The sequence below is a fragment of the Variovorax sp. RKNM96 genome (assembly GCF_017161115.1).
Taxonomy (GTDB): Bacteria; Pseudomonadota; Gammaproteobacteria; order Burkholderiales; family Burkholderiaceae_C; genus Variovorax.
In genome coordinates this window covers 5,024,834-5,039,366 of the sequence record NZ_CP046508.1, presented here as the reverse complement: position 1 = coordinate 5,039,366, position 14,533 = coordinate 5,024,834, and the positions used below count along the sequence as shown (strand labels likewise).

At 67.2% G+C, this 14,533-nt stretch carries 11 protein-coding genes; 8 read left to right on the top strand and 3 right to left on the bottom strand.

The features are described 5' to 3' along the window. The first annotated feature begins 3 nt into the window (after positions 1–3). Positions 4–1,434 (top strand): efflux transporter outer membrane subunit, encoded by a 1,431-nt coding sequence (locus GNX71_RS23425; protein WP_206174643.1) that lies wholly within the window; start codon positions 4–6, stop codon positions 1,432–1,434. 419 nt (positions 1,435–1,853) lie between these two features. Then, entirely contained in the window at positions 1,854–4,271 is a 2,418-nt protein-coding gene (locus GNX71_RS23415) for a penicillin acylase family protein (RefSeq protein ID WP_241027028.1), read from the top strand. Positions 4,272–4,292: 21 nt separating this feature from the next. Here the strand turns inward: GNX71_RS23415 and GNX71_RS23410 are convergent, their stop codons facing one another. After that, a complete protein-coding gene (locus tag GNX71_RS23410) occupies positions 4,293–4,997 on the bottom strand; it encodes a glutathione S-transferase N-terminal domain-containing protein (protein WP_206174641.1) in 705 nt (234 codons plus the stop codon). A 66-nt stretch (positions 4,998–5,063) separates the two neighbouring features. After that, positions 5,064–5,900, bottom strand: coding sequence for a PhnD/SsuA/transferrin family substrate-binding protein (locus tag GNX71_RS23405; protein ID WP_206174640.1), 837 nt, complete (start codon positions 5,898–5,900; stop codon positions 5,064–5,066). A gap of 254 nt (positions 5,901–6,154) precedes the next feature. Here GNX71_RS23405 and GNX71_RS23400 point away from each other — a divergent pair, with 254 nt between their 5' ends. The 4 genes from GNX71_RS23400 to GNX71_RS23385 all read left to right on the top strand — a co-directional run bounded on the left by GNX71_RS23400 (position 6,155) and on the right by GNX71_RS23385 (position 11,657). Continuing rightward, positions 6,155–7,474: an MFS transporter gene (locus tag GNX71_RS23400; protein WP_206174639.1), complete on the top strand. Its 1,320-nt coding sequence runs from the start codon at positions 6,155–6,157 to the stop codon at positions 7,472–7,474. 63 nt (positions 7,475–7,537) lie between these two features. Continuing rightward, complete coding sequence (locus tag GNX71_RS23395) at positions 7,538–8,983, top strand: FAD-linked oxidase C-terminal domain-containing protein (protein ID WP_206174638.1); 1,446 nt, start codon at positions 7,538–7,540, stop codon at positions 8,981–8,983. Positions 8,984–8,986: 3 nt separating this feature from the next. Next, complete coding sequence (locus GNX71_RS23390; protein WP_206174637.1) at positions 8,987–10,612, top strand: tannase/feruloyl esterase family alpha/beta hydrolase; 1,626 nt, start codon at positions 8,987–8,989, stop codon at positions 10,610–10,612. A 79-nt stretch (positions 10,613–10,691) separates the two neighbouring features. Then, entirely contained in the window at positions 10,692–11,657 is a 966-nt protein-coding gene (locus GNX71_RS23385; protein ID WP_206174636.1) for a LysR substrate-binding domain-containing protein, read from the top strand. Positions 11,658–11,682: 25 nt separating this feature from the next. Here GNX71_RS23385 and GNX71_RS23380 read toward each other — a convergent pair whose 3' ends face one another. Continuing rightward, positions 11,683–12,360, bottom strand: a complete 678-nt coding sequence (locus GNX71_RS23380; protein WP_206174635.1) for a TetR/AcrR family transcriptional regulator — start codon at positions 12,358–12,360, stop codon at positions 11,683–11,685. Positions 12,361–12,564: 204 nt separating this feature from the next. Here GNX71_RS23380 and GNX71_RS23375 point away from each other — a divergent pair, with 204 nt between their 5' ends. Then, positions 12,565–13,368: an SDR family oxidoreductase gene (locus GNX71_RS23375; protein ID WP_206174634.1), complete on the top strand. Its 804-nt coding sequence runs from the start codon at positions 12,565–12,567 to the stop codon at positions 13,366–13,368. Between the two features lie 25 nt (positions 13,369–13,393). Further along, positions 13,394–14,530: a DUF5938 domain-containing protein gene (locus GNX71_RS23370; protein WP_206174633.1), complete on the top strand. Its 1,137-nt coding sequence runs from the start codon at positions 13,394–13,396 to the stop codon at positions 14,528–14,530. The last annotated feature ends 3 nt before the right edge of the window (positions 14,531–14,533 follow it).

The window sequence follows — 14,533 nt, the reverse complement described above, 5'->3', positions numbered from 1 at the left end:
ACCATGCGGAAAATTCAAATGCGTCGGCTGCGGCGCCTCTCGCCCGTGACTTGGGTTGGCGCGTTATGGCTCGCTGGTTGTGCCGTGCCCGCCGATCTGCCGCCGCACGCGGTTGAACTGCCCGCATCCTGGCAGCGTGCGCAACCTGACGCGAACGCCTCGACCTTCGATGCGCGCTGGTGGAGCCGCCTCGGCAGCACCGAGCTCGACACGCTCATCGCACAGGCGCAAGCGCGCAACCAGGACCTGGCGATGGCGCTGGCCCGTGTCGACGGCGCGAGAGCGCAGGCGCGTATCGCGGGTGCGCAGCGGCTGCCCGAACTGACAGGTCAGATCGATGCAAGCCGCCAGGCCCGCATGGGCGGGCGGGCGGCGGTCGATGGCAACGCGCATGCGATCGGCTTCGCGGCGCGCTACGAACTCGACCTGTGGGGGCGCCAGGGCGCGCTGCATCGCGAGGCGCAGCAAGGCCTGCGCGCCAGCGTGTTCGAGCGCGATGCTGTGCAGCTCAGCGTGACGGCCGAAGTCGCGTCGTCCTGGCTGCAGACGGTAGGTCTGCGCGAGCGCGTGACGATCGCGCGCAGCAGTCTCGAGAATGCACAGCGGGTCTTGAGGCTGGTGGAATCGCGCGGCCGCGCCGGTGCGGCCACGCCACTAGATCTCGCCCAGCAGCGCGGCCTGGCGGCGGCACGGGAGCGCGAACTCGCGCGCCTGGAGCAGCAAGCGCGCCATGCGGAAACCGCACTGGCCCTGCTGCTCGGCCTTCCAGCGCCGGAACCGGCACCGGCAGCGGCACCGACGCGGCTCGAGGCGCTTCGGATTCCCCTCGCCTCGGCGGGATTGCCGTCGCAACTGCTGGTGCGCCGCCCCGACCTCGCGCAAGCGGAAGCACGTCTGGCGGCTGCCGATGCGAACGTGCGGGCGGCGCGTGCCGCGATGCTGCCGCGCGTCACGCTGACGGCATCCGTCGGCCTGCAAGGGCAGGCGCCCGGCGGTTTGTTCGACAACCCGATCTACAGCCTCGCTGCCGGCCTGGCGGCGCCGATCTTCGATGGCGGGCGATTGGCGGGCGAACGCGATCTCGCAGAAGCGAGGCGCGAGGAATTGCTCGGGGCTTACCGCGCCGCAATCATCGGCGCCTTTGCGGATGCGCAAACAGCGCTCGATGCGGTGGCGGGCACCGATGCGCAGGCATCGGCGCAGGTCGATGAACTGCTGCAGGCGCGCCGCGCGGCGGAACTCTCGGAACTGCGGTATCGGGCTGGCGCCGAGACGTTGCTCGTCCTGCTCGATGCGCAACGCGTGCTGTATAGCGCGCAGGACCTCGACGTCCAGCTGCGCCAGGGCCGACTGCAGGCACGCGTTGCGTTGTACCGGGCGCTAGGTGGCGGATGGCGCGACGAGGCCAGCGTGCTCGCGCAGGGCGAGCGCTGAAGACCCTGCGCGGCTTCGTTCGAATCGTCTGTCACGTGAGCGCCTGCTTCTTCGGAAGACTCCGAAATGAACATATGCGAGGGCTCTGCGTCAATACGAAAGACGAAGCCAACCCCGGCACAGATTCATCAGCGCAGTCGACGATGGCCACCAGAACTTCTGTTTCCGCAGCGACTGCCGTCGACACGGCCTGGGCGCTTTTTTGTCAGTTTCACGACCTGCCCTCGCACGTTCACGCAGAGCAGCTTGTCCACTGGCTGGGCGAAGACCCGCGACACATGCGCGCGTTCGACGAAGCGCTCACGCTGTGGGCGCTCGCGGGCGCCGGCCTGGTCAAGCCCGCGCTGGAAGAAGCGCGGCGCCGCGGCTCCGATCTGCAATAGCCGGTTGCGCACGTGTTGCGCACCGTTCAAGGATGCATGAAAACAACCCCCAGACCTGGTGGCCGCGCGTGGAGTGGCTGTATCGCGGCCATCGCCCTTGCCGGCACATTCATCGGCACCGCCCCGGCATGGGCCCGGCGTGAAGCCCCGACCGCGACGGCATCGATGGAGATACGCCGCACCGGCGATGGCATCCCCCACATTCGCGCCACCACCTGGCGAGGCCTGGGCATCGGCTACGGCCAGGTGCAAGCCGAGGATGCGCTGTGCACGTTGGCCGACGCCTTCGTCACCTACAGCGGGCAGCGCTCCCTGTATTTCGGCGCGGACAAGAAACCCGCCACGCGCTCGACCTTCGGCACCCCCGTCAACCTCGATCTCGATTTCTTCTTCAAGGCCTTCGCCGGCCCCGATGCGATCGAGGCCCTCAAGCGCGAGCAGCCGGCCGATCTCAACGAACTCATCGCCGGCTACGCGGAGGGCTACAACCGCCATGTGCGATCGCTCCAGAAGAGCGGCGGCAAGGGCGCGCGGCACGCTTGCGACGATGCACCGTGGGTGCGGACCATCGAGCCGGCCGATGTCTACCGGCGCATGATCGCTGCCGCGTTGGCAGGCGGATACACGCATCTCGTCTCCGAGATCGTGAATGCGAAACCCGCGGCAACTTCCCCACCTGTACCGACGGACCATCTCTCGCTGTCGTCCCGGCTCGAGATTCCCGTCGGCGATGCGCGCGGCATCGGCAGCAATGTGCTGGCTTTCGGCCAGGCCGCGACGGGCGAGCGCGGCGGCAGCGTCCTGTTCGGCAATCCACACTGGTATTGGGGCGGGCCGGACCGCTTCTATCAGGCCCACCTGACGCTGCCGGGGAAGATGGACGTGGCGGGCGTGTCATTCCTCGGCATCCCCGTGATCATGATCGGCTTCAACAACGACGTCGCCTGGAGCCACACGGTGTCGGCGGCACGGCGCTTCGGACTGTTCGATCTGGTGCTGGACCCGTCGGACCCCACCCGCTATCTGGTCGACGGCGTGTCCGAGCGCATGCAGGCCCAGCCGGTGACCGTGGAGGTGCGCCGGCCCGACGGAAGCTTCGAGGCGGTTCACCGAACGCTCTACCGCACGCGCTTCGGGCCGGTGGTCGATCTGGGGGCGCGCAATCCGGCGCTCGGCTGGAGTGCCCGCAAGGCGCTCGCGATACGTGACGTCAACGCGAGCAACGCGCGCATCTTCCCGAACTTCTTCCGCTGGGGCCAGGCGCGTTCGCTCGACGAATTCATCCAGATCCAGAAGCAGGAGGCCGCGATGCCGTGGGTCAATACCGCCGCCATCGGGCGGGGCGATGGCCGCGTCTGGTACGCCGACATCGGTGCAGTGCCCGCAGTGCCGGACGATTTGCGCGCAGCCTGTGCAACGCCGCTGTCGAAGGCCTTCGCCGCAATCGACGCCAGCGCGCCCGTGCTCGATGGCAGCCGATCGGCTTGCGAATGGAAAGCCGGTCAGGCTTCGGCGCAACCCCGTCGCATGCCCGCCGACCGCATGCCAAGCCTGCTGCGCGAGGACTACGTGGCCAACATGAACGACAGCTACTGGCTCACGAACCCGGCGCAGCCGCTGACGGGTTTTGCATCGATCCTCGGTGGCGAGGGGCAGGCGTTGAGCATGCGCGGAAGAGAAGGGCACCGCATCGCGCGTGAGCTCTCGAATGCGGGCTCGACCTCGGCCCGGCAACTGGCCGAGCGGGTGATGCAGAAGACCCAGGAGGCGCGTTCCTATACCGCGGATCAGTTCAAGCAACCCTTGCTCGATGCAGCGTGTGCAGCATCGCCCGGTCAGGGCGCGTCGACACCCGACGTACAGCAGGCCTGCCAGATCCTTCGCAAATGGTCGAACCGCGCGGGTGCCGAGGATCGCGGGCCACTGCTGTGGGATGCCTTCTGGACCCGGCTGCAGCAGATTCCGGCCGGGGAGCTCTACGCGAAGGCGTTCTCGGCACAGGCGCCGCTACGCACGCCGGGCGCCATCAATGCCGCAGACCCGCGCGTGGCGCGCGCGCTCGTCGGCGCGGTCGACGACATGCGGCAGAAAGGCCGGGCGCTGGACGCGCCGCTGGGTACGCTGCACTTCGCCCGCAGCGAAGGCCTCCGGATTCCGCTTTTCGGGGGCTGCGATGCCGAGGGCTATTTCAGCGTGTCGTGTGCCAACGAGGGCGACTACACCATGGGTGATCGCTCCCACGGCAATACCTACCTGCAGGTCGTGTACTTCGACCGGCGCGGCGTGCATGCCCGCACGCTGCTCGCACACGGCGAGAAGGAAACTGCGGTAGCCAACGGGCCGGGCGCCGCAGCGGTGGTGCGCTACGCGAAGAAGGACTGGCTGCGCTTCCCCTTCCGCGAGGAAGACATCGCCCGCGATCCGGCGCTGGTGCGCAAGACGCTGCGGCCCTGATGAGGGCCAGTCGCCAGGCTCTCAGCCCCGCTTGGGGATGTTGAGGCCCTTCACCACCGCAGGCCGTGCGACGAACGCTTCGAGCACACGCGCCACGTTCTTGAACTCGCTGAACCCGACCAGCTCGCCCGCCTCGTAGAACCCGATCAGGTTGCGGATCCAAGGGAACGAAGCGATGTCCGCAATCGTGTACTCGTCGCCCATGATCCACGCGCGGTTCGCCAGGTGCTTGTCGAGCACGCCGAGCAGGCGCTTCGATTCGGCCACGTAGCGGTCGCGCGGACGCTTGTCTTCGTAGTCCTTGCCCGCGAACTTGTTGAAGAAACCCAGCTGCCCGAACATCGGCCCGATGCCGCCCATCTGGAACATCACCCACTGGATGGTTTGGTAGCGGCCGGCGGCATCCTTCGGGATGAACTTGCCGGTCTTCTCGGCCAGGTAGATCAGGATCGCGCCCGACTCGAACAGCGCGAGCGGCTTGCCGCCGGGGCCGTCGGGATCGAGGATCGCCGGGATCTTGTTGTTCGGGTTGAGCGTCAGGAACTCCGGCGACATCTGGTCCTGCGTCTCGAAGCTCACCAGGTGCGGCTCGTAGGCGAGGCCGGTTTCCTCCAGCATGATCGACACCTTCACGCCGTTGGGCGTGGGCAGCGAATACAGCTGCAGGCGGTCAGGGTGCTGTGCGGGCCACTTGGTCGTGATGGGGAAGCTCGAGAGATCGGTCATGGGTGTTCCTGAAAAAGCGCAAGCGGGGGATTCTGCCCCCGCTTGTCGTTTTGCAGATACCGGGTTTCAGATGCCCAGCCAGCGCATCAGGTCCGCTTCCGAGTCGTTCGTGGGCGCGACGAATCCCGTGTAGTTCGAGGCGGCGAGCGCGCGCTTGCCGGCATCGCTCTGGTTGAGGCCGAGCAGCGTCTCGCGCACGGTCGCCACGGTGGCGGCGTCGGTCTTGGTCGACACGAGCCACTGCTTGATCGGCACGCCGCGCGATTCCGCGCAGACCTTGCCGCCGCCGTCGGTCCAGGTCTTGATCACGCCGGCCGACGCTGTCGCGCCGTACGCGGCAAAGCCGTTGGTCACATAGAACGGCACGGCCTCCTGGAAGCGCGTGTTGGTCACCTTGACTGCGGACTCCGCGACGCCGTGCTCGCGCAGCATCGCGCGCGTGATCACCGAGGTGATCGAGTCCACCTCGGGCAGCACCAGGCTCTTGCCCGCGACGGCCTTCCAGTCGGAGATGGGCTGCGCCTGCTTGCACAGGAACGAGACCTTGTAGTCGGTGTAGTCCGCGGTGAAGGCCAGCGCCTTGTAGTTGCCCGACTTCACCGCCTCGAGCGCGACATGGGCCGGGTGGATGAACACCAGGTCCACCTCTTTCTTCTTCAGCGCCTCGCGCGCCACGTTGTACGAGATCAGCACCTTGACCGTCACCGGCTGCTTGAGCGCCTTGCTCAGGGCCTCGGCAATCGGCTCGAAGCGCGGCGCGATCTGTGCCTCTGTGACCTGGTAGCTCACGCCTTCGGTGATGCCGATCACGAGCGCATGGGCCGAGGCGCCGGTTGTGAGCAGCAACGCCGCCAGCCCGCGTGCGGCCATGCGAAGCGACGAAGGGAGGGTGCGTGATTCCATCGGGAGCTTTCTTTCAAAGTGGCTCGAGATTGTTACAACATGTTGAATTCCATCATAGACAGCCGAAAGGGTTGCGGCCTCACGGGTTAGTACCAAGGTCCGCATTTCTGATGCGCGCGGGCAACGCCTCCAGCCATCTCGTTCGGAGATACGCAGGTCTTCAATCCATATGAATCTTCCGCGTTAACCCGCTGCGGCGAGGCCGCGTGGCGCCGCGACCATCGTCTCCACAACGAAAGCGAGACACCACACCCATGAGCACCTCCGCAATCACGAAACCCTACGAGGGCCGTTTCGACAGCACCTCCGACGCGGTCTACCGCAAGGTCAGTTGGCGCCTGATACCGCTGTTGTTCCTCTGCTACATCGTGGCCTACCTGGACCGCGTGAACGTCGGCTTCGCCAAGCTGCAGATGCAGGGCGACCTGCAGTTCAGCGAAGCGGTGTATGGCCTGGGCGCCGGCATCTTCTTCGTCGGCTACTTCCTCTTCGAGGTGCCGAGCAACGTGGTGCTGCACCGCGTGGGCGCGCGCCGCTGGATCGCGCGGATCATGGTCACCTGGGGCCTGCTGTCCGCGGCGACCATGTTCGTGAGTTCGCCGATGTCGTTCTACGTGATCCGCTTCCTGCTCGGCGCGGCCGAGGCGGGCTTCTTCCCCGGGATCATCCTGTACCTCACCTACTGGTATCCGGCCGCGCGGCGCGGCAAGGCGACCTCGCTGTTCCTCGCGGCGATTCCGTTCGCGGGCATCCTCGGCGGCCCGATCTCGGGCTGGATATTGCAGGGCATGAGCGGCGTCAACGGCTGGGCCGGATGGCAATGGCTCTTCCTGCTGCAGGGCCTGCCGACGGTGGCGCTGGGCTTTGTCGTGTGGCGCTACCTCGACGACCGCGTGAAAGACGCGCAATGGCTCGCGCCGGCCGAGCGCGAGCTCATTGCCCGCGACATCGCGGCCGAAGACGCCGGCAAGTCCGAAGCGAAGATCCTCACCGTGCTCGCCAATCCGCGCGTCTGGCTCTTGGCGCTGGTGTATTTCTCGTTCGTCTCGGGGCTCTACGGCATCTCGTTCTGGCTGCCGAGCATCATCAAGGCGATCGGCGTGAAGAGTGCGCTGGACATCGGCCTCGTCAGCGCGATCCCCTGGGCCTTCGGCGTGGTCGCGATGTACCTGGTGGCGCGCAGCGCCGACCGGCGCCTGGAGTACCGCTGGCACAGCGCCATCGCGGCCGTTGTCGGCGCCGTCGGGCTGGTGCTGAGCGTGGCTTTCCACGGCAACGCGGTGTATGCGATGGCCGGGCTCACGCTCGCCACCATGGGCATCATGGCCACGCTGCCGATCTTCTGGGGCATGCCGACCGCGTTCCTCGGCGGTGCGGCCGCGGCGGCGGGCATTGCCTTCATCAATTCGTTCGGCAACCTCTCGGGCTTCAGCGCGCCTTTCATGATCGGCCTGATCAAGGACGCGACGAAGAGCACTGACGCGGGCCTGCACATGCTGGCTGCGCTGCTCGTCGTCGGCGCGGTGCTCGTGCTTTTCGTCAAGCCGCAAGCCGCTTCTTCCACGAAGCGCTGAGGCGTTCCCCGCACCGCGGCATTGGCCCGCGGTGCTTCTCCAGAGTTCAGGAAAGAAGACCCCATGGATGCGGTTGTGAGTCCCCCTGCGCGCGCGAAACGCCGTGCGCCCTCGAGCGAGTTGCTCGCATTGTTGCAGCGACGCTTCGGCGAGCGCTGCTCGACCAGCCAAGCCGTGCTGCTGCAGCATGGCACCGACGAATCGGCCTACCTCCCGCAGCCGCCCGATGCGGTCGTCTTCGTGCAGAGCACCGACGAGGTGGCCTTCGTCGTGCGGGCCTGCGCCGGGGAGCGCGTGCCGGTCATCGGCTTCGGCGTGGGCTCGTCGGTCGAAGGGCACCTGCTCGCGGTGGAGGGCGGCGTGTGCGTCGACTTCTCGCAGATGAACAAGGTGCTGGCGATCCGCCCCGGCGATCTCACGGCCACCGTCGAAGCGGGTGTCACGCGCGGTCAGCTGAATGCGGCGCTGCTGGAGACCGGCTTCTTCTTCTCGGTCGATCCAGGTGCGGATGCGTCCATCGGCGGCATGGTCGCGACGGCCGCCTCGGGCACGAACACCGTGCGCTACGGCACGATGCGCGACAACCTCGTGAGCCTCACGGTGGTCACCGCCAACGGCGACGTGGTGCGCACCGCATCGCAGGCGCGCAAGAGCTCGGCGGGCTACAACCTCACGCAGCTCTACTGCGGCTCCGAAGGCACGCTGGGCCTCATCACCGAAGCGACCGTGCGGCTGCATCCGCATCCCGAGGCGTACGCGGCGGCGGTGGTGCACTTTCCGACGGTGGCCGCGGCGGTCGATTGCGTGATCGAGTCGATCCAGATGGGCGTGCCGCTCGCGCGCGCCGAGATGCTGGATGCGCTGACCATTCGCGCGGTCAACGCGCACAGCCGCACCGCGCTCGCCGAGCACCCCACGCTGTTCCTCGAATTCGGCGCGAGCAAGGCGCAGATCGACGAGCAGTCGGACATCGTCCGCGAGATCGCGGCCAGCCACGGCGGTGGCGCGTTCCAGTGGGCCAATCTGCAGGAAGAGCGCTCGCGCCTGTGGACGCCGCGTCATCACGCCTACTTCGCCTGCCTGCAGTTGAAGGCCGGCAGCCGCAGCCTGACGACCGATGCCTGCGTGCCCCTTTCTGCGCTTGCGCAATGCGTGGAAGAAACGCAGGCGGACATTGCCGAGCACGGCCTGCTCGCACCCGTGTTCGGCCATGTGGGCGACGGCAATTTCCATTGCCTCGTGCTGGTCGATCCGCAGAGCGCTGAAGAGAACGAAGCGGCTGAAGCCTTCAGCCACCGGCTGGTGCAGCGCGCGCTGCGCCACGGCGGCACGTCGACCGGCGAACACGGCGTGGGCCTTCACAAGATGCAGTACCTCGTCGAGGAACACGGCGTGCACACCGTCGGGCTGATGCGCGCGATCAAGCAGGCGCTGGACCCGCACGACATCTTCAACCCCGGAAAGATCATCGGCCCGGCCGAGGCTGTCCATACCCACCAGGAGACATGAGAAATGAACACAACCAGGCACACGCTCGTCTCGATCGCGGTTGTCATGTTTGCGGCCGGTTGCGGTGGAGGCGGGGCCAACGGGGGCTTCTCGCCGCTGCCGCTTCCGGCCGCTCCTCCGGCCCCGCCACCCGCTGCACCGCCGCCGGCCATGTCGCTTGCCGAAAAGTGCCCCACGCTCAAGGGGCAGACGCTGGCGGGAGGCGCAGTCGCCGTCGATGACGCGAAGCTCATCGCCGCATCGGCGCCGCAGCCCGAGTACTGCGTGGTGACCGCGAGCTTCAAGGGCTCCACGCTGCGCTTCGAGGCGCGCCTGCCGACCGCGGGCTGGAACGGCAAGCTCGCCTTCATCGGCGGCGGCGGTTTCGACGGCCAGATGCCCACGGCGACCGCAGCGCAATTCAGCGAATCGATCTTCACCGAGCGCTATGCGACGGTCGGCACCAACGGTGGCTACGACTACCCGGGCGCCACCGATCTGAACTACTTCAAGGGCGAGTTCGCACTCGATCCGGTCAAGCTGCTCGACTTCACCCAGCAGTCCGAACACCGCGCGCTGCCGCCGGGCAAGGAGGTGATCGCGCAGTTCTTCGGCACCGCGCCCACGCGCAGCTACTTCGAGGGCTGCTCGATGGGCGGGCACGACGCGATGATGCAGGCCCAGCGCTTTCCCGAAGACTTCGACGGCATCGTGGCGCGCGCGCCGGCCGGCAACATCATGGGCCTCTTCATGCAGTTCAACCGCATCGCCAAGCAGGTGCGCGTGCCTGCCAACGCGCTGAATCCGGCTAAGCAGACGTTGCTGGCCGACGCGGTGCTCGCGCAGTGCGACGGGCTCGATGGCGTGGCGGACGGCATCATCTCCAGGCCCGCGGCGTGCACCTTCGATGCGACGGCGCTGCGCTGTGCGGGCGGTGCGGACACCGGCGACAGCTGCCTGTCGGATGCGCAGATCGCCACCGTCAAGACCATCACCTCGCCGGTTGCGACATCGGATGGCGCGTGGTCGCACACGGGCTACAACTTCGGGGCGGAGAATTCGCCCAAGGGATGGGGCGAGTACATCTGGCCGCAGGCGGCGTTCGGTGGCGCGTCGGTGCAGGGCTTGTTCTCGGATGGCTTCGTGCGCTCGTTCATCACGCGCGATGCGGCCTTCGACACCTCGACCTGGAATCCGGACCAGTGGCTCTCGCGCATGGGCATCGTCGGCGGCATGTTCAGCGCGGCCGATCCGGACCTGGGCAGGCTCCACGCACGCGGCGCGAAGCTGATCATGTGGAACGGCACCAACGACACCTCGGTGAGCGCACGCGACAACGCGCGCTACTACGAGCAGGTGGTGAGCACCCTGGGCGCGCAGAAGGCGGATGAGACGGTCGAGCTGTTCCTCGCGCCCGGCGTGGGCCACTGCTTCGGCGGCGCGGGGCCCGACAAGGTCGACCTGCTGAAGGCGATGTCCACCTGGGTGGAGCAGGGCGTGCCCGCCTCGGCGCAGAAGCTGGTGCACCGCAAGGTCGATGGGGCAGGAGCCACCACGATGGCGCGCCCGATGTGCAAGTACCCCGCCTATCCGCGCTACAAGGGCGCGGGCGACGCGAACGATGCGGCGAGCTTCGATTGCGTGAACTGAGGACCGCCTCGCCCGGACCCCGGTCCTAGAATGACCGGCCGCCCCTGCACCCTCGCAGCCGGCGGCCGGAGACACCCCGATGGAGTTGCGCCAGTTCAAGTATTTCGTCGCCATCGTGGATTGCGGGAGCCTCTCGCGCGCGGCGCAGCAGCTCTTCGTGGCGCAATCGGCACTCAGCAAGCAGATGGCCGAACTCGAAGGCGAACTCGGCACCCCGCTGCTGCTGCGCAGCCGCAACGGCGTGACGGTGACCGAGGCGGGCAAGGTGTTCTACGAATACGCGCAGGGCATCACCAAGCAGGTCGGCGATGCGAAGGCCGCAGTGCACGTGGCCGCAGATTCGGTGGTCGGCTCGGTGGTGGCGGCGCTGCCGCAGAGCGTCTCGCCAATGATCGCGCTGCCGCTGATGCGCGCGGCCGCGCGGCGCTACCCGGACGTGGTGTTCCATCTCAACGAAGAACTCACCGGCAACATGGCCGACCAGTTGCTGCGCGGGCGCGTCGACGTGGCGATCTTCTCGCCCACCATGCCCGCGGAAGACATCGCCTTCACGCCACTGGTGGAAGAGGATTTCGTTTTTCTGGAATCGCCGCAGGATCCGCGCGCATTGCCGCCGGGCGACGTGAGCATCGCGCAAGCCACGGCGCGTCCGCTCGTGTGGCCCGCCAATGCGCATGGCCATTGCACCCGCTGGCTGGTGGATGCGGTGCTCGAGGCCGCGGGCCAGCCGGCCGCGCGCGTGGCGGCGGAGATCAATTCGGTCTACACGCTGAAGGCCGCGGTGGAAGCGGGGCTCGGCGCGACCATCATGCCGCTCGGCCTCGCGCAGCGCGAAGTGCGCGAAGACCGGTTGAGGGCGCACCGCATCGATTCGCCTGCGATGTTCCGCACCCTCGGGCTGTGCGTGTCGGTGCATCTGCCGACGACCAATGCGAAGCGCGCGATCTGTACGTTGATCGCCGACGTGATCCGCGACCTGTGCACCAGCGGGCAGTGGGAAGGCACGCGACTGGCGGCGCCGCCCGGCAAGCCGAAAAAGGCGTAGCCGAGCCCCGAGCCGTGTGTGGGGCTCAGGCCTTGCGCTTGCGCGCGACGGCGCTCTTGGGTGCGGGCGCAGCAAACAGCCACGAGATGGATTGCCGCACCGCGGCCTGCATTTCCTCGATGGCCTTCGCATCGCCCGACAGGTGCTTGAGCAGGGCCTGCTGGAACAGGCCGTCGAAGAGCGCGTAGGTGGCCGAAGGCGGCAGGCCGGACTGTTCGCCCGAGAGTTCGGCGAAGCGGCTCATGATGCGCCAGATCATGTCTTCCAGGCTCTTGTCTATCTGCACCACGTCGTCGTGGAAGGCCTTCTCGAAAAGGGCCTGCGAGCGCAGGTCGTACCAGAGCCGGTGGACTTCGCCTTCGTCGCGCAGCGTGTCGCCCAGGCTTTGCAGGAAGCCGTCCATCAGTTCGTCGTAAGTGGTGGCGGTGTCCACCGCATGGTCGTAGCGCGTGACGCAGCGGGCCTTGTACTGCTTGACGCTGCAGATGATCAGGTCGACCTTGTCGCTGAAGTAGTAGTGCAGCACGCCGTGCGAGAACTCGGAGTTCTGCGCGATCTCGCGCAGGCTCGTGCGTGCGTAGCCGAGCGTGGCCAGGGTGGTGAGGGCGGCTTCGCCGAGTTCGGCGCGGCGTTCGGCGAACTTGTCCACCCGTGCCTTGGGCACGCGGCCCGCGTGTTTCTTTACCCGTTCATGTGACGTCATTTCGAGCCCGGCCGCATGGCATGCCGGCCACATTGTTTCCTGATGATTGCAAACCATAGCACGCATGCGGGAGAAGTCCCATATCTGTGCCGCGGGTGTCATTTTATGAAATCTTGACACACGTCAAAGAAAAACTTGACACCCGTAAAGTCGATTTCTACGATGCCTCTTCCATCTCAACAACAGATACACAGGAGACAAGTGATGGCCAAGTTCGACTTGAAAGGGCGCAAGGCCCTGGTGACGGGTGGCGCGCGCGGCATTGGCGCGAGCATTGCCGAAGCACTCGTGCAGGCAGGTGCCTCGGTGATGATCGGCGACGTGCTCGCAGACGTGGGTCGCGGAACGGCGCAACGGCTTTCCGCCTCGGGCGCCAAGGTGGGCTTCGTTCCGCTCGACGTCACGAAAGACGGCGACTGGGCCGCCGCCGCCGAGACCACGGTGAAGGAGCTCGGCGGCTTCGACATCCTGGTGAACAACGCCGGCATCGAGATCACCTCGCTGGTGATCGACGTCGACGGCGACGACCTGCGCCGCATGCTCGACGTGAACGTGGCCGGCACGCTGCTCGGCATGAAGCACGCGTTCCGCGCGATGCGCCCCGGCGGCAGCGCGGGCGGCGGCGGTGCGGTGGTGAACATCGCATCGGTAGCGGCCACCATCGCGTTCCCTGCGATCGCCGGCTACTCCGCCACCAAGTCCGCCGTCGACCGTGCCACGCGCGTGGCGGCGATGGAGTCCGGCAAGCTGGGCTACGGCGTGCGCGTGAACTGCATCTACCCGGGCCTCGTGCCCACTGACATGGGCATGAAGCTCGCGAGCGACATCGTGGCCGCGGGCCTCGCGCCGAGCGTCGAGGCTGCCGTCGGCGACGTGATCGGGCAGACGCCGCTCGGTCGCCTGGGCGAAGTCGGAGACATGGCCGACGTGGTGGTCTTCCTCTGCTCCGACGCTGCCCGGTTCATCACCGGCGCGGGCCTCGCGGTGGATGGCGGCATGGGCATGTGATTGATCAAAAAAAGGAGAGACAAGAATGAGCAGCAGCAACAAGAAACCCGTCGTCGTCTACGGCGCCTCCGGCTACACCGGCCGCCTCGTGTGCGAATACCTGCGGGAGATGAACATCCCCTTCATCGCCGCGGGCCGCAGCAAGGAAAAACTGGATGCGGCAATGAAGTCCAACGTGCCCGGCATCGAGACCGCGCGCTACGAGGTGGTGGAGGTGGCGCATTCGGTGGCGGCGCTCACCGAGCTCTTCACCGGCGCCTCGGTGGTGCTCAACACGGTGGGGCCCTTCGCGAAATTCGGCCCCGAGGTCGTCGAGGCCTGCCTGGCGGCCGGGTGCCACTACACCGACACCACGGGCGAGCAGGATTGGCTCATCACGCTCGAACAGAAGTTCGGCGCCAAGTTCGCCGCCGCGGGCCTGCTGCTCTCACCTGGCCTCGCACAGATGTACACCACCGGCGAGATCGCCGCGCAGCTGTGCCTGGAGACGCCCGGCCTCGACACGCTCGACATCGCCGTGTTCTGGGGCGGCAGCCCGACCATCGCATCGACCCAGACCATCCTGGTCAATGCGGCCACGTCGAAGGCCTACTACCTGGAGCAGAACGAGTACGTGGAGTGGCAGCCCGACGCGGGCCTCTACCACCTGTCCATTCCCGGACAGCACGAAGCGGCGCTGGCGCTGCCCTGGGGCGGCACCTCGCACCCGGTCTGGTTCAAGCGCGATCCGCGCGTGGCCAATGTGAAGGTGCTCGGCGGCGTCTTCACCAAGCCGCTGATGCTGGGCGTGCCGCAGATCGTGGCCGCCGCGCTCAAGGCCACCGAGGGCATGAACGAGGAAGACCGCTACGCCGCCCTGGCCCAGACGGCGGCAGGCGTGATGAACACCATGCCCCCGCGCGAGAACCCGCGCATCAACAAGTCCGTCGATTCGGTGCATGCGTCCGGACCGCTGGGCCGTATGCACTGCGTGATCTTCGGGAACTGCAACTACAAGCAGACCGGCCTGCTGCAGGCCTATGCGGCCGCCTCGCTGCTGCAGCAGGCGCCGCGGCGCGCCGGCTTCGCCTCGGGCTGCCAGGCCTTCGGGCACCACGAGCTGCTGGGCGCACTGCGCAGCTTTGGACTGGTGCAGGAACCCGTGCTCACGCGGATGGGCTGACGC

Excerpts from the sequence above, each read along its gene's own strand:
- GNX71_RS23425 (WP_206174643.1), top strand. The coding sequence starts at position 4 with ATGCGGAAAATTCAAATGCGTCGGCTGCGGCGCCTCTCGCCCGTGACT.
- GNX71_RS23415 (WP_241027028.1), top strand. The coding sequence starts at position 1,854 with ATGAAAACAACCCCCAGACCTGGTGGCCGCGCGTGGAGTGGCTGTATC.
- GNX71_RS23410 (WP_206174641.1), bottom strand. The coding sequence starts at position 4,997 with ATGACCGATCTCTCGAGCTTCCCCATCACGACCAAGTGGCCCGCACAG.
- GNX71_RS23405 (WP_206174640.1), bottom strand. The coding sequence starts at position 5,900 with ATGGAATCACGCACCCTCCCTTCGTCGCTTCGCATGGCCGCACGCGGG.
- GNX71_RS23400 (WP_206174639.1), top strand. The coding sequence starts at position 6,155 with ATGAGCACCTCCGCAATCACGAAACCCTACGAGGGCCGTTTCGACAGC.
- GNX71_RS23395 (WP_206174638.1), top strand. The coding sequence starts at position 7,538 with ATGGATGCGGTTGTGAGTCCCCCTGCGCGCGCGAAACGCCGTGCGCCC.
- GNX71_RS23390 (WP_206174637.1), top strand. The coding sequence starts at position 8,987 with ATGAACACAACCAGGCACACGCTCGTCTCGATCGCGGTTGTCATGTTT.
- GNX71_RS23385 (WP_206174636.1), top strand. The coding sequence starts at position 10,692 with ATGGAGTTGCGCCAGTTCAAGTATTTCGTCGCCATCGTGGATTGCGGG.
- GNX71_RS23380 (WP_206174635.1), bottom strand. The coding sequence starts at position 12,360 with ATGACGTCACATGAACGGGTAAAGAAACACGCGGGCCGCGTGCCCAAG.
- GNX71_RS23375 (WP_206174634.1), top strand. The coding sequence starts at position 12,565 with ATGGCCAAGTTCGACTTGAAAGGGCGCAAGGCCCTGGTGACGGGTGGC.
- GNX71_RS23370 (WP_206174633.1), top strand. The coding sequence starts at position 13,394 with ATGAGCAGCAGCAACAAGAAACCCGTCGTCGTCTACGGCGCCTCCGGC.